Source organism: Flavobacterium sp. AK-345, assembly GCF_058310175.1.
In genome coordinates this window covers 114,913-133,570 of sequence record NZ_JBZEER010000002.1, presented here as the reverse complement: position 1 = coordinate 133,570, position 18,658 = coordinate 114,913, and the positions used below count along the sequence as shown (strand labels likewise).

General features: G+C 31.7%; 12 protein-coding genes. 9 read left to right on the top strand and 3 right to left on the bottom strand.

What is annotated here, in order from left to right; genetic code table 11:
• The first annotated feature begins 210 nt into the window (after positions 1–210).
• Complete coding sequence (gene capB / locus AC4FQ3_RS04870; RefSeq protein WP_042564098.1) at positions 211–1,473, top strand: cysteate-C-fatty acyltransferase; 1,263 nt, start codon at positions 211–213, stop codon at positions 1,471–1,473.
• Positions 1,474–1,593: 120 nt separating this feature from the next.
• Positions 1,594–2,073: a hypothetical protein gene (locus tag AC4FQ3_RS04865; protein WP_491181084.1), complete on the top strand. Its 480-nt coding sequence runs from the start codon at positions 1,594–1,596 to the stop codon at positions 2,071–2,073.
• Between the two features lie 85 nt (positions 2,074–2,158).
• Here AC4FQ3_RS04865 and AC4FQ3_RS04860 read toward each other — a convergent pair whose 3' ends face one another.
• Both AC4FQ3_RS04860 and AC4FQ3_RS04855 read right to left on the bottom strand, forming a co-directional pair.
• Positions 2,159–3,277 (bottom strand): GNAT family N-acetyltransferase, encoded by a 1,119-nt coding sequence (locus tag AC4FQ3_RS04860; protein WP_491181083.1) that lies wholly within the window; start codon positions 3,275–3,277, stop codon positions 2,159–2,161.
• A gap of 52 nt (positions 3,278–3,329) precedes the next feature.
• The gene (locus AC4FQ3_RS04855; protein WP_491181082.1) at positions 3,330–4,316 is read right to left on the bottom strand and encodes a transporter; all 987 of its coding nucleotides are present in this window, start codon (positions 4,314–4,316) and stop codon (positions 3,330–3,332) included.
• A gap of 125 nt (positions 4,317–4,441) precedes the next feature.
• Here AC4FQ3_RS04855 and AC4FQ3_RS04850 point away from each other — a divergent pair, with 125 nt between their 5' ends.
• From AC4FQ3_RS04850 to AC4FQ3_RS04825, 6 genes are all read left to right on the top strand, one after another.
• Positions 4,442–4,726, top strand: coding sequence for a DUF4834 family protein (locus tag AC4FQ3_RS04850; protein WP_042564565.1), 285 nt, complete (start codon positions 4,442–4,444; stop codon positions 4,724–4,726).
• A 50-nt stretch (positions 4,727–4,776) separates the two neighbouring features.
• Positions 4,777–7,212 carry a YfhO family protein gene (locus AC4FQ3_RS04845; protein ID WP_491181081.1) on the top strand — a complete coding sequence of 812 codons (2,436 nt, stop codon included), beginning with the start codon at positions 4,777–4,779 and terminating at the stop codon, positions 7,210–7,212.
• A 176-nt stretch (positions 7,213–7,388) separates the two neighbouring features.
• Positions 7,389–8,675: a glycosyltransferase family 4 protein gene (locus AC4FQ3_RS04840; RefSeq protein WP_491181080.1), complete on the top strand. Its 1,287-nt coding sequence runs from the start codon at positions 7,389–7,391 to the stop codon at positions 8,673–8,675.
• Positions 8,676–8,711: 36 nt separating this feature from the next.
• Positions 8,712–10,181, top strand: coding sequence for an oligosaccharide flippase family protein (locus AC4FQ3_RS04835; protein WP_302095350.1), 1,470 nt, complete (start codon positions 8,712–8,714; stop codon positions 10,179–10,181).
• Positions 10,182–10,275: 94 nt separating this feature from the next.
• Positions 10,276–11,919, top strand: coding sequence for a mechanosensitive ion channel family protein (locus AC4FQ3_RS04830; RefSeq protein WP_491181079.1), 1,644 nt, complete (start codon positions 10,276–10,278; stop codon positions 11,917–11,919).
• A gap of 238 nt (positions 11,920–12,157) precedes the next feature.
• A complete protein-coding gene (locus AC4FQ3_RS04825; protein ID WP_042564106.1) occupies positions 12,158–12,457 on the top strand; it encodes a hypothetical protein in 300 nt (99 codons plus the stop codon).
• Positions 12,458–12,699: 242 nt separating this feature from the next.
• Here AC4FQ3_RS04825 and uvrA read toward each other — a convergent pair whose 3' ends face one another.
• Positions 12,700–15,495 carry an excinuclease ABC subunit UvrA gene (uvrA, locus tag AC4FQ3_RS04820; protein WP_491181078.1) on the bottom strand — a complete coding sequence of 932 codons (2,796 nt, stop codon included), beginning with the start codon at positions 15,493–15,495 and terminating at the stop codon, positions 12,700–12,702.
• A 333-nt stretch (positions 15,496–15,828) separates the two neighbouring features.
• Between uvrA and AC4FQ3_RS04815 the strand changes: the two genes are divergently transcribed.
• A complete protein-coding gene (locus tag AC4FQ3_RS04815; RefSeq protein WP_491181077.1) occupies positions 15,829–18,630 on the top strand; it encodes a triple tyrosine motif-containing protein in 2,802 nt (933 codons plus the stop codon).
• Positions 18,631–18,658 lie beyond the last annotated feature (28 nt).

Here is an 18,658-nt window from a genome sequence, read left to right as displayed (position 1 = left end):
AAGTCATATATTACTTATATTTTTTCAAAAATTGTATTTAATAATTAAATAATTGATTGGTTAATTCTTGCAAAAAGGTTACAGTATTGAAGCTAAAGTTCAATATTTTCAATATTTTTTAATAAAAATAATTGGCTAACTCTATTTTAGAATAATAATCATTATTTTTGCACCCTGTATAAATAAAAATTATTACTTCAAAATATATTTATGGTAAAAGATTTATTCGAAAGAATTCAGAACAATAAAGGACCATTAGGAAAATGGGCTTCGCAAGCTGAGGGTTATTTTGTTTTCCCTAAATTAGAAGGTGAACTTGGTCCAAGAATGCAATTTGGTGGAAAAAATATTTTAAATTGGAGTTTGAATGACTATTTAGGTCTTGCAAATCATCCGGAGGTTCGTCAGGCAGATATCGATGCAGCTACTCAATTTGGCGCAGCTTATCCTATGGGAGCCAGAATGATGTCAGGACATACAAAATACCATGAGCAGTTAGAAAATGAGTTGGCTGAGTTTGTAATGAAACCAGCAGCTTATTTATTGAATTTTGGTTACCAGGGAATGGTTTCTACTATTGATGCGCTGGTTACTAAAAATGATATTATTGTATATGATGTAGATTCACATGCTTGTATTATTGATGGTGTTCGTTTGCATATGGGTAAACGTTTTACTTACAAGCACAACGATCTTGAAAGTATGGAAAAAAACCTGCAAAGAGCTACCAAAATGGCACTTGAAACAGGTGGAGGTATTCTTTTTATTACTGAAGGTGTTTTTGGAATGCGAGGACAGCAAGGTAAATTAAAAGAAATTGTTGCTTTAAAAGAAAAATATAATTTCCGTTTATTGGTTGATGATGCGCACGGTTTTGGTACACTTGGAAAAACAGGAGCCGGAGCAGGTGAAGAGCAGGGATGTCAGGATGGTATTGATGTTTATTTCTCAACTTTTGCAAAATCAATGGCAAATATTGGAGCTTTTATTGCTGCAGATAAAGACATTATCGATTATTTGAAATATAATTTACGTTCGCAAATGTTTGCAAAAGCGTTACCGATGATTCAGACAATTGGTTCTTTAAAACGTTTGGAATTATTGCGTAATCACCCGGAATTGAAAGATAAGCTTTGGGAAAACGTTAATGCATTACAAAACGGACTACGTTCAAGAAACTTTAATATTGGAGACACAAATACTTGTGTAACGCCAGTTTATTTAGAAGGAAGTGTGCCGGAAGCAATGGTAATGGTAAACGATTTAAGAGAAAACTACGGTATTTTCTTGTCGATTGTAATTTATCCTGTAATTCCAAAAGGAATTATTTTATTGAGAATGATCCCGACAACATCACATACCTTAGCAGATATTGATGAAACACTTACTGCTTTTGAAGCAATTCGTGAAAAATTAGAAAACGGAACATATAAAGAAATCGCAAGCAGAACAACAGTTGATTTAGACGCTTAATTTCTTTTAAAATAACGATTCCCTCATATGGGAATTATATAAAAAATCCATTCGTTTATGCGAATGGATTTTTTTTATTTGAACTAACTTTATAGTACTAATTATTAAAAAAATCAGATTATGAAAAAAGTATCAGCAATTACAATAATGATTTTAACCCTTTTTATTTCCTGTAAAAAAGAGGCTACGCTTCCCCCTCCACAAATAGAACCAAACCCTCCAAAAGAAGCAGAACTTGTGGAACCGGCAGGAGATCAATGTTATGCATCAAGACTTAACGGTAATATAGTAGCCTTAAGTTTTAATGTTAATTCTCATCAGGAAGTAAACGGAAAATTGAGTTATAACTTAACAGGAAAAGATAAAAACGAAGGTACCTTAATAGGAAACATGAAAGGCGATACATTAATTGCAGATTATACTTTCATGTCTGAAGGAGTTTCTTCTGTTAGAGAAGTGGTTTTTTTGCAAAAAGACGGAACCCTTATTGAAGGATATGGAGATGTAGTTGATGCTAACAATAAAGTGTCTTTTAAAGATAAAACAAAATTAAAATTTGATGCAAAAAATACATTAACAAAAGTTGATTGCCCGCAATAAGAAATAAAGAAATAAAAAAATTGTAAATAAAAAAGAAATCCCTTCGTAGAAGGGATTTTTTGTAAACGATAAATAGATTGTTTTCTTATAAGTTTTTCAGATACGTTTTTCTCTGACAGTGAATTTTTGGATCAAAGTTTTTCCAAAGTAAATGAATAGCTGTGTTTTCGGCTAACTCCGGGGTTCTGATGCAATTTTGAATTCCTTTTTCAGAAAAAGTTTTAAAATATTCATCAAAAATAATAGCTGTTACACCTTTGTTTTGATAGTCAGGATGAACACCAATTAAGTAAAAAACCACATCTTTACTCTTTTTTCGGGCTCTTAATAAATGAATAAAACCAAATGGGAATAATTTCCCTTTTGCTTTTTGTAAAGCCTCAGAAAAACTGGGCATTACAATGCTAAAAGCAACTAGGTTATCTTCTTTATCAACAACAAATTTAATATATTCAGGATTGATAAAACTGATGTATTTTTTCTTAAAATATTCTTTCTGAACATCTGAAATTGCTACAAACGAAGCTAGTTTTGCATAGGATTCATTAAACAAATCAAACATTTTGTCAACGTGTGGCATAATGTCTTTTGTTTTTGTAAATGTCAATGCTCTTAAGCCATATCTTTTTTTGATTAATTCCTGAGCTTTCAGGAAAAATTCAGGTTTTACATTTGAAAACGGAAAAATACTTTCGATATATTCTTTTTCGACCTGAAAACCTAATTGTTCAAAATGAGTAACATAATACGGATTATTGTACCAGGTAATCATAGTTCCCATTTGGTCATAACCTTCGGTAAGAACTCCAACTTTATCTAAATTCGAAAATCCCATAGGACCTTCAGCATGTTCCAGATTATGTAATCTTCCTAATTCGTAAACTTTTTCCAATAAGGCTTTTGTAACTTCAATATCATCAATTACATCAAACCAGCCAAAACGAACTTTTCTTTTATGCTGATTATTGACTTCAGACCAATTAATAATCGCTGTTATTCGACCAACGATTTCATTATTTTTATAAGCCAGATAAAAATACGCCTCGGCACTATCAAAAGCAGGATTTTTTGTTTTGTCAAACGATTCTAATTCATCTGCAATAATAGGCGGAACCCAATAAGGATTGTTTTTGTATAGTGAAAACGGAAATTTGATATATTCTGTTAATTCTTTCTTGGTTTTTGCTTCTTTAATTGTAATCATTAAGATCGTTATTGTAAAATCTCTTTTATATAGAGAAGTTGGTTATTAATTCTTATTCGTATTTAGATTTACGTTTTCTTTCCTGTTCCTGATAATCAGTTTCTTTCTCCGATTTCTTTGATTTCGGATCTTTTGCTTTTTTATCTTTTCTGGATTCTCTTTTAAATTCCATTTGTTTTTCCTTGTACTTACCGTCATAACGCCATGAAACTCCAACTCCGCCATACATAATAGAAGGCGAATTTTTAAAGTTTGTACTTATTGATGCGTCTACCTGTAAATTCGGATTAATTAAGTAAGCAGCTCCTCCACGAACAATAGCGTCACTGTAAAAATCACTTTTATATCCTTGATTTTCAATGAATCCAGACCATTTATCATTAAATCCATGCGTCAAAGTTAATACATATCCGTAACTTGGATAGTCTGTTGTAATATAATCTGCAATAATATTAGTGACAAAAACCCATTTTCCGCCTCCAAAAACGTTTTGGGTAATCAATGCCACCTTTGGAGAAATACTTGACTCTGGAGAAAAAGAATACGGATTATCAGCTCCGACAAAATTAGCTCCTGCAAATACCGAAACAGCCGGAATTAAGGAATGCCAGTCAAAGCGATGATTGGCTTTATAGCTGTAAATGTTTTTCGTTTTTTCGTAGTTTTTAAAGGGATCATAAATTAAATATTTAGCTCCCAAAATAGTTTGTCTGAAATTATTTTTTTTGTAGCTTGTATACGGAGTATCAAAGTTTTCCATTTGATATTGCAAGTCCAGGACGAATTCTAGTTTTTCAAGAAAAGCGCCGTATCTAAAAGTTAAATCGGTTCCAAAACCACTTGCATCATAATTTAATAAATCGTGTTTTTCTTTGATGCCGTAAATGCCAATTTCGGCCTGAATTACTGATTTACCAACTGCATAGGCAGACATCGTTTCACCTGGCCTGTTGGAGTTAATAACATCGGTATATTGCGCAAAAAATAATTGTGGTGCAAAAAAAAGAGATGCAATAAGTAGGTGTTTAATTTTTAACATAAATCTGTTTTTGGGATTAAAAAGATATAACGCATTTCAAATGTACATATTTTATTATTTATTTAAGATTCATATTTTAATTTTAAACAATGGATTTATTAATTTTGGAAAAAAATTATATGATCATGCAAGAAGCATCTTTTTCAGGTTTAATAAAAGCTATTGTATACATGATAGCATTTTATTATATTTTTAAATTTTTAGCCAGAATCTTTTTGCCTGTATTGGTAAAAAAAGCGGTTGAAAAAGCAGGAGAGAATTTTCAAAAACAACAACAATATAGCCAGGATAATAGCTGGCAAAAAACTCGTAACAATAATGATGAAATAATCATCAATACTGCTAATGCAAAAAATCCACGCGAAACCAAAAAAGTGGGTGATTATGTTGATTACGAAGAAATAGATTAAGTTTGTGCCCTAAATAATAGGAATCATCATTTAACCTAAACTAACCTAAATTGAAAATAGTAAATAAGTTCTATCCGCATGCCCTTGTTATATTGGGCTTTATTCTCGTTTCCTTAATTTATTTTTACCCGGTTTTACAGGGAAAACAAATTTTCCAATCCGATATTGCACAATATACCGGAATGGCAAAGGAGCAAAATGATTTTAGAGCTGCAGAACATAGTGAACCTTATTGGACAAATTCGGCTTTTGGCGGAATGCCAACGTATCAGTTAGGAGCCAACTATCCAAATGATTATGTAGGTAAACTAGATGATGCTTTACGTTTTTTACCACGTCCTGCAGATTATTTATTTCTATATTTCCTGGGTTTTTACGGATTGTTGTTAGTTCTAAAAACAGATCCGCTAAAAGCATTTATTGGCGCAATTGCGTTTGGTTTTTCTACTTATTTAATTATTATTTTAGGAGTTGGTCATAATGCAAAAGCGCATGCTATTGCTTATATGCCGCTTGTAATTGCCGGTTTTATACTTGTTTTCCAGAAAAAATACATTTGGGGAGGCTTACTCACCATGTTTGCAGTTGCACTTGAAGTGAATGCAAACCACTTTCAAATGACGTATTATCTGTTGATATTCTTATTAATTCTTTCAGGATATTTTACTTTTCAATTTATTAAAGACAAAGAATATAAGCCATTATTAATATCATTTGGAGTTTTGGCAGCGGCAGGGATTGTTGCTATTGGTGCGAATGCAACTAATTTAATGGCCACAAGCGAATATGCTAAATTTAGTATTCGTGATAAAAGCGAATTGACTTTTAATCCGGACGGATCTAAAAATCAAACAACAGCTTCCATGACAACTGATTATATTACAGAGTATAGTTATGGTATTGCAGAAAGTCTGAACTTAATTGCCCCAAGAATTTTCGGAGGATCCAGCCATGAAAATGTTGGAACCGATAGCCGTATGTACTCTTTTATGATTGAGCAGGGAGTTCCATCAGATCAGGCACAAGATTTCGTTTCCGGAATGCCAACGTATTGGGGGGACCAGCCAATTGTCTCTGCGCCGGCTTATATTGGAGTTGTGGTTTTCTTTCTGGCGGTTTTAGCATTATTTATAGATGAAAGAAAAATAAAATATGTATTTCTGGCAGGTGCGTTATTTACATTGATGCTTTCCTGGGGAAAAAATTTCTCATTGCTAACGAACTTTTTTATAGAATATGTTCCAATGTACGATAAGTTTAGGGCAGTTTCTTCTATTCAGGTTATTTTAGAATTATGTATTCCTGTACTTGCTGTTATGGGGTTACAATCTTTTTTTAAGTTTAAAGATGAACCAAAATTACAGCAGAAAGCACTAGTTCAAACTGGAGTTTTTGGTTTGGGAGTTATTGCTATTCTGGTAATTGCCAAAGGATTTTTTCATTTTACGGGAATGAGCGACAGTGCATACATGGAAAGTTACGGACCAGCTTTTGTTGATGCTTTAAAGGATGACAGAAAGAGTTTGTATTCTGCTGATTTATTGCGTTCGGGATTTTTTATTGTAGTAACATTTGGAATTTTATGGTTGTTCATCAAAAATAAATTTTCACAAAATACTACTTTAATTATTGTAGGGTTTTTGATGATCTTCGATTTGTTTTTTGTGGATAAAAGATATGTTTCCGCAAAAGATTTTGTGAGCCCGGTTCAAATTGCATCTCCATTTCAGGAAACTCCTATCGATACTAAAATTTTAGAAGACAAATCAGTATATCGTGTATTTGATGTTCAAGGCCAATTACAAGGAAGATCTTCTTATTTTCATAAAACAATTGGAGGATACAGTGCTGTAAGACCACGAAGAATGCAGCAATTAATGGATTATCAAATTCAAAAAGGAAACATTGAAGTACTTAATATGTTAAATGTTAAGTATGTAATTCAAACTAATAAAGAAGGAAATGAGGTTCCTGTTGCAAATCCCGATGCAAACGGAAATGCATGGTTTGTAAGTTCGCTAAAGTTAGTAAACAGACCAGATGATGTTATGAAAGCTTTGGATCATTTAGATACTAAAAACGTTGCGGTTTTTAATGTTCATGATTATGAAGGTAAATTTAAAAGTGCCAGATTAAAAAAACAATGGGATACTACCGGAACTATTAAAGTTGTGGAATACAAACCAAACTACATAAAATATCAATCAGATAATAAAAAAGATGGTTTAGCGGTATTCTCTGAAATTTATTATAAAAATGGCTGGAACGCTTATGTAGATGGACAATTAACAGATCATTTCCCTGTAGATTACGTTTTAAGAGCAATGGAAGTTCCGGGAGGAAAACATACTATCGAATTTAAATTTGAACCACAAGTTGTAAAAACCGGAGGAACGATTGCATTAGCAAGTTCAATTGGAATGTTATTACTTTTAATTGGAGGTATTTATTTTGAGAATAGAAAGAAGTATACTGAACAGTCTTAATAAATAGTCTCAGTTTTAACTCTGTAAATCTTCGTGAAATCTTTGCGAAACTTTGTGAAACAATAATTCCACAGAGATACGCAAAGCTTTCACAGAGATACACAAAAGAAATTTTAAAAAACCTTTGTGAAACTTAGCGAAATCTTTGTGAATCTCTGTGAAACGGAATAAACCAAATGGAACAAAAAAAACTCTTAATCATTACTTATTATTTCCCGCCAGCCGGAGGTCCCGGTGTACAGCGCTGGTTAAAATTTGTAAAATATTTACCTGAATTTGATGTTCAGCCCATTGTTTATGTTCCGGAAAATCCAACATATCCAATTATTGATGAAGGTTTGGTTAGTCAAATTTCTGATAAAGTTATTATTCTTAAACATAAAATTTTAGAACCGTATCAATTAGCTTCTGTTTTTTCGAAGAATAAAACCAAGAAAATCAGTTCAGGAATTTTTCCTCAAAAGAAAAAACAAACCTTTCTGGATAAAACATTTTTATGGGTGCGTGGAAATCTTTTTATTCCTGATGCACGTGTTTTATGGGTAAAACCATCTGTGTCTTATCTCGAAAAATACATCAGGGAAAATAATATTGATACAATTGTAACGTCTGGCCCGCCACATAGTTTGCATTTAATAGGTTTAGAATTAAAAGAAAAATTAAATGTAAAATGGTTTGCTGATTTTCGTGATCCGTGGACAACAATTGGCTATCATAAAGCATTGCGTTTATCAAATTACGCTGCTAAAAAACATAAAAAATTAGAAAGTAAAGTTTTAAATACTGCTGATACAATTATTGTAACCAGCAAAACAACCAAAGTAGAGTTTGAAGCAATTACAAATAAACCAATTTCGGTAATTACAAACGGCTATGATATCGAAAATGTAGAGAAGCAAACTTTAGATACCAAATTTACTCTGGCACATATCGGTTCATTTTTATCAGATAGAAATCCTCCTTTTTTATGGGAATGTCTGGTTGAATTACTAAAAGAAATTCCTGATTTTAAAACGCATTTAGAAATTAAATTAATTGGCGCCGTGAGCCAGGAAGTTTTAGATGCTATTTCGCAATTTAATCTAATGGAGTATTTGAATCTTTTAGGTTATGTTTCACATCATGAAGCAATTGCTCATCAAAAAAAGTCACAGGTTTTGCTTTTAATCGAAATTAATTCTGAAGATACGAAAAGTATTATTCCGGGTAAATTGTTTGAATATATGGTTTCGAACAGACCAATAATTGCAATTGGCCCGCAAGGTTCTGATTTTGCAGATATTATAAAAGAAACAAATACAGGAGTATTTTTTGATTATTCTGAAAAAGCGAAATTAAAAAGTGTAATTTTGGACTTTTATAATCAGTTTTTGGAAGGAAAATTACAGTCTCATGGCGTTGGTTTACAACAATATTCACGAAAAAACCTCACCAAACAATTAGCACAATTGATTAACGGATAGTGCAAAAATCTAAAATCTAAATTCAGAAATCCAAAAATGGGTATTGTTTTAAATCAGTCTTTCAAAAATACTATAATTACTTATATAGGTTTCGGTATCGGGGCCATTAATACACTTTATTTATACCCTGTTTTTTTAGGTGCAACCTATTATGCTTTAACTAATTATATTCTTTCGGCAGCAAATGTTATTATGCCTTTATTTGCCATTGGAATGCAAAATACGCTGGTAAAATTTTATTCACAGTATAAAACAGAAGAGGAAAGAGAGCAGTTTTTGTCCTTTACAGCTTTGTTTCCTGTTTTAATGTGTATTCCTTTAGGGATTATCGGAATCTTTTTCTTTGATGATATTACCGCTTTTGTTTCTAAGGAAAATCCTGTTGTAAAAGAGTTTATGTATTTAATTCCGTTTATTGGGATTTGCATGGCGTATTTTGAGATTTTTTATGCTTGGGCAAGAGTTCATATGCACTCTGTTTTTGGAAATTTTATTAAAGAAGTTGGTTTAAGATTATTCTCGACAGTAGCTTTGGTAGGTTTATATTTTGACTGGATAACATTAGTGCAGTTTGTTTATTTAACGGCAGCGATATATTTTATTGCGTTTTTAATAACCATGTTTTATGCATTTTACATTAAAAAGCCTAAGTTTCAGATTAATATTCCTCAGAATGTAAAAGATGTTATGGAGTACACTTTCTTCATTATTCTTTCAGGAAGTGTGGCCAATTTACTTTTAGATGGTGATAAATTGATGCTGAATCAATACATGAAAATTGAGAATATTGCCTATTATTCTGTAGCAACTTACATTGCTTTGGTAATTTCGGTTCCAAGTCGCGCAATGCACCAAATTGTATATCCGATTACGGCAAAATTAATGCACGACAACAAGCACGACGAATTGAATGATCTATATAAAAAGACATCGATAAATTTACAAATGGTTGGTGGTTATGTAATGTTATGCATTTTTGTAAACATCAATCAATTGTATGAATTAGTTCCAAAAGAATACAGCGGAGGAATTTCAGTTGTATTTATGATTGGTTTGTCGAAATATTTTGATTTGATATTAGGAAACAATAACGCTATTATTTTTAATACAAAATATTACAGAATGGTATTGTATTTAGGACTGCTTTTAGTGTTTTTAACAATAGTCTTAAACATGATTTTTATTCCAATTTTTGGAATTACAGGCTCTGCATTTGCGACTTTATTATCTATTACATTATATAGTTTGGCAAAATTACTTTTTGTGGTAAAAAAGATTGATTTGTACCCATTTACAAAACAAACTATTTATTCAATGCTATTAACTTTTGTATTGTTTTTAATGTTTTATTTTTGGGAATTTCCTTTTTATCAATTAATTAGTATTGCTTTAAAATCGATATTGGTAACAATTCTATATGTTTATTTAAACTATAAGTTTGATATTTCTCCAGATATCAACAAGGTAATTGATGGTCTTTTGAGAAAAATAGGTTTTAAAATTTAGTACGATTTTATTGAGAAAACAGAAAGTAATCTAAATTCAATTCTATTTTGTTTTATATTTGTTAGAAGGATAACTAACTTATTTATAATAGAATATGAAAAATAAATTACTTTGTTTTCTAGTATTGTTTGTTGTTTTATTTTCTTCCTTCGCTATTGCCCAAAATGATACCATAAACGCGGCACAGAAAACGGTTTCATTAAAAGGGTATCCGGTTTCGCCTTTTAAGGACACACTTTTTTATGTTTATAATAAAGTTGGTTCTTTTTCTGCAGAGAACAGGGCAAATGCTATTACAGAAAAAATCAGAAAACTTTATCATGATTCTTTTTTTGAATCAGATTCTCTTGTAGTTGTTCCTTCAGATATTTCTCAGGATATCACGTATAAAGGTGATTTTATTATCATGTCTATTTTGGATATTGATGCAAAAATCGAAAATCAAACTACCGCTTATATTGCAAAACGAAATCTGAATTTAATCAAGAAAGCAGTTATTTATCAAAATGAAAATTATTCGCAATTGCCTAAACGATTTGGATATACAGCGTTATTAATTTTAATTATTGGAGTCGTTTTGTTTTTGGTTGGAAAGATTTTCAATCGTATAAAACTTTATCTTTTAAAAAATAGCGACAGGTATTTTAAAGGCTTTAATTATAATAATATCAATATCCTTTCGCCGCATAAGCAACAGTTTTTGTTGATGCGGTTGTTCGGCTTTATTAAGATCTTTACCTTGATTTTAATAGTTTATTTTTCGCTGCCTGTTCTGTTTAGTATTTTTCCTGCTACAGAAGCTTATACTACAACTTTATTACGTTGGATTTTAACCCCTGCAAAATTAGCCGTAATGGGATTTGTTGGTTTCTTGCCAAGTTTGGTAACAATAATAGTCATTATTATCATTTTTAGATATTCTATAAAAATCATTAAGTTCTTTTTTGATGAGATAAAAAAGGAAAACATAAAAATAGATGGTTTTTATAATGATTGGGCAATGCCAACATTCAATATTATTCGGTTATTAATGTATGCTTTTATGCTCGTTATTATTTTTCCGTATTTACCAGGATCTGATTCTCCAATTTTTAAAGGTGTTTCGGTATTTGTTGGGGTTTTATTTTCATTAGGATCTTCAAATGCAATTGCAAATATGGTTGCAGGATTGGTAATTACTTATATGCGTCCGTTTAAAATTGGCGACTTTATTAAAATTGGCGATGTAAGCGGAGAAGTAATTGAAAAAACAGCATTAGTAACCCGAATAAGAACACCAAAATTTGAAGACATAACAATACCAAATGCGACCGTTTTATCAAGTACTTCAACCAATTTTTCTGCAAATACAAAGCAGGCTACAAACGGTCTTTTAATTCATACAACTGTTACAATTGGTTACGATGTTCCGTGGGCAGCTATTCATAAAGCATTAATAGAGGCCGCCTTAAAAACAGATATGACAGAGAAAACACCGGAACCTTTTGTGCTGCAAACCAGTTTGGATGATTTCTATGTTTCTTATCAAATAAATGTCTATACAAAAGAACCTACAAAACAACCCAGAATTTATTCTTCCCTGCATCAAAATATCCAGGATTCCTTTAATGCTGCAGGAATTGAAATTATGTCACCACATTATAATGCTTTGAGAGACGGAAATACGACAACGATTCCAGTGAACTATTTAGGAAAAGATTATGAAGCGCCATCTTTTAGTATTAGAAATAAAGGTTAAAGTGTTGCTGTACAGATTGAAACCTTAAAATTTTAACAGTGGTTGTTTTGTTATTACTATTATAAAAATTAATTTTATATAAGAATTTATCATTACTTTGATTCATTAAATAAAAAATATCTTATAAAATGCAATAAAAGTAAAGTTGAAATGTTTTTATTTAAAGAACATTACTGATAGTTTTTACCAAAACATAATAGTTATAATAACTACTTGGATTAATTTTAATTTGATAATTATGAAAAAAAGTCACCTTAGTCAGGAACAGAGCTTACAGGTATTTTCTAATATGATATCAAATAAAGTTCATAATGGATTTACGCTTGAAGAAAGAAATGACAAATTGCTTTTTGCCGTTCTTTCAAAAGGAGGAAAGGTCGTTAATCATGGTTTGAATTTTACCATTTTTTGCCTTACCTTAGGATTATGGTCATTTGCATGGCTTTATCTTACTTTGGAAGCATCAAAAAAGAAAAAAATATTGGTTGCTATTGACGAGGACGGTTTGCCGTTTGAAGAAAGATGTTTGGTTGCTTAAAAGAAATTAAATTTCAAAAAATAACTTCCAAATTCCAAATACGTGATTAGAGTGTATTGGAATTTGGAAGTTTTTATTTAGGAATATCTTAAAATAAGATTTGCTTTCCTGCAAGGTTTTCAAAACCTTGTAGGTATAGATTTAAATCACATAAAGTTTAAAATCTAAATATTGTAATACCTACAAGGTTTTGGAAACCTTGCAGGAATAAGAGTGTGATGGTTAGAATTTGGAATTTATTATTAAAGTTTATCTTTTAAATAAATTCCCGTTACAGATTCTTTTACTTTTACAATATCTTCAGGAGTTCCGGCTGCTAATAAATAACCACCGTTTTCCCCTCCTTCAGGACCTAAATCAAGAATCCAGTCGGCGCATTTTATCAGGTCAAGATTGTGTTCAATTACAATTATAGAATGTCCTTTTTCAATTAGTGCATCAAACGAAGCCATTAACTTTTTGATGTCATGAAAATGTAAACCCGTTGTTGGTTCATCAAAAACAAATAAAGCTTTATCTTTTGTGGCACCTTTTACTAGAAATGAAGCCAGTTTAATACGTTGTGCTTCACCGCCGGAAAGGGTAGAAGAAGATTGTCCTAATTGCACATATCCCAAACCAACATCCTGAAGCGGCTGTAATTTTTGAGTGATTTTGGTTTGTTTATTTTTTTCAAAAAAAACAATAGCATCATCAATAGTCATTGTCAGAATATCGTTGATGTTTTTTTCGTCAAAATTAATTTCCAGAATCTCTTTTTTGAAACGTTTTCCTCCACAAGTTTCACATGGCAACGAAACATCGGCCATAAATACCATTTCGACGTTTATAGAGCCTTCTCCTTTACAGGTTTCACATCGGCCGCCATCTACGTTAAAAGAAAAATGTTTGGCCTGGTAACCTCTTATTTTAGATAATTTTTCTTTGGCATACAAATCACGAATGTCATCATACGCTTTAATGTAAGTTACAGGATTAGATCTTGAACTTCTTCCAATTGGGTTTTGATCAACATATTCAATATGTTTTATTTGCGAAAAAGAACCTGTTATATCGCTAAACTGACCAGCTTTTTCGGCAGCACTTTCCAGTTTTTTCTGCATTGCCGGAAACAAAATTTTCTTAATTAAGGTACTTTTTCCGCTTCCTGAAACTCCGGTAATTACCGTTAAAACATCCAAAGGAAAGGTTACATTAATATTCTTTAAATTGTTTTCTCTGGCGCCAATAATGTCAATATGATTTTTGAATTTTCTTCTTTTCTTCGGAACTGAAATTTCTAAATCTCCATTTAAATATTTAGCAGTTAAAGATTCTGATTTTAAAATTTCTTCATAAGTTCCCTGCGCGACAAGATTTCCTCCAAAAGTTCCTGCTTCCGGACCAATATCTATAATCATATCGGCAGCTTTCATAATATCTTCGTCATGCTCAACGACAATCACCGTATTACCTAAATCACGAAGTGAAAGCAAAACTTTAATCAGTCGTTCAGAGTCTTTTGGGTGTAAACCAATACTTGGTTCGTCGAGAATATACATCGAACCAACCAAACTGCTTCCCAATGAAGTTGCCAGGTTTATACGTTGCGATTCACCTCCCGAAAGTGTAGCAGAGTTTCTGTTTAAGGTTAAATAATCTAAACCAACTTCTGTTAAAAATGATAAACGATTGTTTATCTCAAGCATTAAACGTTTTGCGATTTGTTGTTCGTAAACATTTAGTTCAAGATTTTTGAAAAAAGTAACCAAATGTTTAATTGGTAAATCAACTAAATCAGAAACTGTTTTGCCACCAATTTTCACATATGATGCTTCTTCTCGTAAACGTTTTCCGCGACAAGCGTGACATTTTGTTTTTCCGCGGTAGCGAGACAACATCACACGATTCTGAATCTTATAATTTTTTTCTTCAAGTTCTTTAAAGAAACCGTTTAATCCCTGAAAATATTTATTTCCTGTCCAGATAATATCTTTTTGCTCGTCTGTAAGTTCAAAATATGGTTTATGAATAGGGAAATCAAATTTATAGGCATGTTTTACCAATTCGTCTTTGTACCAGCTCATACTATCGCCTCGCCAAGGGTAAATAGCACTTTCAAAAACAGATAAAGAGGTATTTGGAACAACTAAATCAGCATCAATACCAATAATATTTCCGTAGCCTTCGCAAACCGGACAGGCACCATACGGATTATTAAAGCTGAATAAATGCACGTTTGGTTCCAGAAATGTAATTCCGTCCAATTCAAAATTATTAGAATAAGAGAATCTTTTATCTGTACCTAATTCCTGTAGATAACAAATTCCTTTTCCTTCAAAAAATGCTGTTTGCACGGCATCTGCAAGACGATTGTAGAATTCTTCTTCATCCTTAACAACAATCCTGTCAATGATCAATAAAATATCTTTATTGTCTAATTTATGAAGATCAGTTGGCGTAAACTCGTCCAGACGAACCATTTCTTTATCAACCAAAATACGGGCAAAACCTTGTTGCAGAAGCACTTTAAGTTTGTCCTCGAGTTGGCGTCCTTCTTCAAGATGGATAGGAGAAAGTAAAAGCCATTTGCTATCTAATTCGAAATTTTTTACATCAGAAACAACATCGGTAACGGTATTTTTTTTGACTTCCTGACCTGAAATTGGCGAATAAGTACGTCCAATTCTGGCAAACAAAAGTTTAATATAATCGTAGATTTCAGTTGAAGTTCCAACTGTAGAGCGAGCGTTTGTTGTATTTACTTTTTGCTCAATGGCAATTGCCGGAGCAATTCCTTTAATATATTCTACTTTTGGTTTGTCTAATCTGCCTAAAAACTGGCGTGCATATGATGATAAACTCTCTACATAACGACGCTGTCCTTCGGCGTATAAAGTATCAAAAGCCAGACTCGATTTTCCTGAGCCTGAAAGTCCTGTAATGACTACAAGTTTGTTTCGGGGAATAGCAACATCTACATTTTTTAAATTATGTACCTGCGCTCCTTTAATGATAATATTATGTTTGGGGTCTAGTGTAGAAAGATCAATTTGCATAAAAAAAGTCAATTTTTACAAAAGTAATCAATTTTGAATTGAGTTTTGTTAATGAGATTGTTACAAATTTTAACTAATTGCTTAGCTGAATAATTTTGTTTCACGCAGATTTTGCAGATCTGAGCAGATTTTAAATTAAAAATAAATAATCTGCTTAAATCTTTTAAATCTGCGTGAAATAAATTACGATTCTTTGTGCATTTAAATGAAGTGAAATGCCTTTTTAGGATTCCAAAATCTATGTTTCTATGTGTTTAAATTAATTATTGTTTTAATGGAAAAATACCCTATTTTAGAACTGCTTTAATACTATTTTAATATTCTGACCAAATTTTGAAAACTAAACTTTTTACTCTTTGTTTTTTAATGGGTTTTGTCCTGTTTTCTCAGGAATTACCGCCAATTGTAAAATATCCTTCAACTGTTTACGGTGCCGGAAATCAAAGCTGGATGATTTCGCAGGACGAACAAAATCGCATGTATTTTGCCAATAATGACGGACTTTTAGAATACAACGGCACAAATTGGGAATTATATCCAACTCCAAATGAAACCATAATGCGATCTGTAAAAGTAATCGACAACAAGATTTATACAGGTTGTTATATGAATTTTGGTTATTGGACAAGACAGACAAACGGAAAATTAAAATATACCTCGCTAAGTGATACAATCAAGAATAAAATCCTGGATGACGAACAGTTTTGGAACATTTTAAAATACGATCAATGGATATTATTTCAGTCTTTGAACAGAATTTATATTTATGATACCAAAACAAAAAGCTTTAAAATTATTTCACCTAAAAATGGTGTTATAAAATCATTTAGCACTAAAAATTCAATTTATTATCAAACCATAAACGAAGGTCTTTTTGAAATAGAAGGAGGAAAAGGAAAATTGATTTCTGATAACCCAATTCTAAAAAAATATACAATTGTCAATGTTTTTACAATTGATGATGGTTTGTTGATTCAGACGCAATTAGATGGATTTTATAAACTTACAGGAACAGCTTTAACGCCTTTTGCAACAGAAGTTGATGCGCAGATAAAATCGGGTTTTGTGTACAGCAGCCAACGACTTCAGGACGGAAGTTATGCTTTGGGAACTGTTTCTAACGGAATTTTTATTTTATCGAATACGGGAAAATTAAATTATCATATTTCGCAAAGCAAAGGACTGAGCAACAATACAGCTTTGTCTTTGTTTGAAGATAAAGATCAGAATGTTTGGGTGGGTCTTGATAACGGAATTAACTGCATCAATCTGCAAACGCCGGTACATAGTTTTACGGATGATACAGGAGTTTTAGGAACTGTTTATGCCTCAATCTCGCACAATGGAATGTTGTATGTGGGAACGAATCAGGGATTGTTTTGTAAAAAATACCAAAGCAAAGATAATTTTCAGTTTATAAACGGAACAAAAGGACAAGTTTGGTCTTTGTTTGCTTATGATAATACGCTTTTTTGCGGTCATGATTCGGGAACTTTTATTGTAGAAAATACTTCGGCCAGAACTATTTTTTCTGGTTCGGGAACATGGAAGTTTGAGCCTTCTCCGAATAATAAAAACATTTTGCTTCAGGGAAATTACTACGGAATTTCGGTTTTAGAGAAAGTTAATAAGCAATGGAAATTCAGAAATAAAATTGAAGGTTTTAATTATTCATCAAGATATTTTGAAATAACGCCAAATCTTGAAGTTTATGTAAGCCATGAATACAAAGGGATTTTCAGGTTTAAGCTGGATAATTCGTTTTCAAAAATCAAAGAATTTCATGCTTATTCTTCTCCAAAAAAAGGAAAAAATGCCAGTTTAACAAAATTTAATAATGCGATATATTACGCATACAAAGGCGGAATTTTCAAATTAAATCCAACTACAAAACAGTTTGAAAAGGATAAATTATTAAGTTCTATTTTTGAAAAAGACGAATATACTTCGGGTAAATTAATTGTAGATCAGTCGAATAAAATCTGGCTGTTTTCTAAAAATTACATTCATTATTTTTCTTCAAGCAAACTGAGTAATCAGTTAAAACAAAACGTGATTCCAATTCCATCTTCTTTAACGAATTCGATGTTGGGGTTTGAGAATATTACGCAAATTTCAAAATCAACGTATTTAATAGGAACTACAGATGGTTATTATACGCTTAATATTGACGATTTGAGTTTTAAAAACTATGCTGTTTCTATATCCGGTATTTTTATTAATAAGCAAAACCAGATTTTAAAGAATGTTGTTTTAAATGATGAAGGAAGTTTTAAATCAAATGAAAATAACATTACTTTAAATTACACTGTTCCGGAATACAACAAATATATCAATTCTGAATATCAGTATTTATTAGTAGGTTTCCAGAATGAATGGAGCGAATGGAGTACAAAATCTTCGGTTAATTTTAAAAACCTGTCTCCGGGAAAATACACGTTCAAAGTTCGGGCGAAATACGCCAATACACTTTTGCAAAACACGGCAACTTATACGTTTGTGGTTTTAAAACCTTGGTATTTAACCAATCTGGCGTGTTTTATTTATTTGCTGTTGTTGATTGTCATTGGTTATTTTATTAATAAAGCCTATCGTAATTTTTATCAAAAGCAAAAAGAGAAATTAATTGAAGAAAACAATCTTCTGCTTGAGATTAAAGAGCTTGAAAACGAGCAGCAATTAATGAAACTTAGAAACGAGCAATTATCTCAGGATGTGGATAATAAAAATAGGGAATTGGCAGTCTCGACAATGAGTTTAAATAGCAAAAACGAACTTTTGGCTTTTATAAAAGAGGATTTAAAAAAGACTTCGCAAGACGATAATAAAAACATCAAATCTGTTATAAGAACCATCAACGATAATATTACCGAAGAAGATTCCTGGAAGGTTTTTAAAGAAGCATTTGACAATGCTGATAAAGATTTCCTAAAGAGAATTAAACAGCTGCATCCATTACTTACTCCGAATGATTTGCGACTTTGCGCTTATCTTAGGCTGAACCTTTCATCCAAAGAAATAGCGCCATTGTTTAATATTTCTGTGCGAAGCGTTGAAATTAAAAGATATCGTTTGCGTAAAAAAATGGATTTACAGCACGAAATCGGTTTAGTCGAATATATTCTTGCTGTATAGGAAGTCAGAAATTCCTTCAAAAACGCCT

Excerpts from the sequence above, each read along its gene's own strand:
- uvrA (WP_491181078.1), bottom strand. The coding sequence starts at position 15,495 with ATGCAAATTGATCTTTCTACACTAGACCCCAAACATAATATTATCATT.
- capB (WP_042564098.1), top strand. The coding sequence starts at position 211 with ATGGTAAAAGATTTATTCGAAAGAATTCAGAACAATAAAGGACCATTA.
- AC4FQ3_RS04825 (WP_042564106.1), top strand. The coding sequence starts at position 12,158 with ATGAAAAAAAGTCACCTTAGTCAGGAACAGAGCTTACAGGTATTTTCT.
- AC4FQ3_RS04830 (WP_491181079.1), top strand. The coding sequence starts at position 10,276 with ATGAAAAATAAATTACTTTGTTTTCTAGTATTGTTTGTTGTTTTATTT.
- AC4FQ3_RS04865 (WP_491181084.1), top strand. The coding sequence starts at position 1,594 with ATGAAAAAAGTATCAGCAATTACAATAATGATTTTAACCCTTTTTATT.
- AC4FQ3_RS04860 (WP_491181083.1), bottom strand. The coding sequence starts at position 3,277 with ATGATTACAATTAAAGAAGCAAAAACCAAGAAAGAATTAACAGAATAT.
- AC4FQ3_RS04840 (WP_491181080.1), top strand. The coding sequence starts at position 7,389 with ATGGAACAAAAAAAACTCTTAATCATTACTTATTATTTCCCGCCAGCC.
- AC4FQ3_RS04855 (WP_491181082.1), bottom strand. The coding sequence starts at position 4,316 with ATGTTAAAAATTAAACACCTACTTATTGCATCTCTTTTTTTTGCACCA.
- AC4FQ3_RS04835 (WP_302095350.1), top strand. The coding sequence starts at position 8,712 with ATGGGTATTGTTTTAAATCAGTCTTTCAAAAATACTATAATTACTTAT.
- AC4FQ3_RS04850 (WP_042564565.1), top strand. The coding sequence starts at position 4,442 with ATGCAAGAAGCATCTTTTTCAGGTTTAATAAAAGCTATTGTATACATG.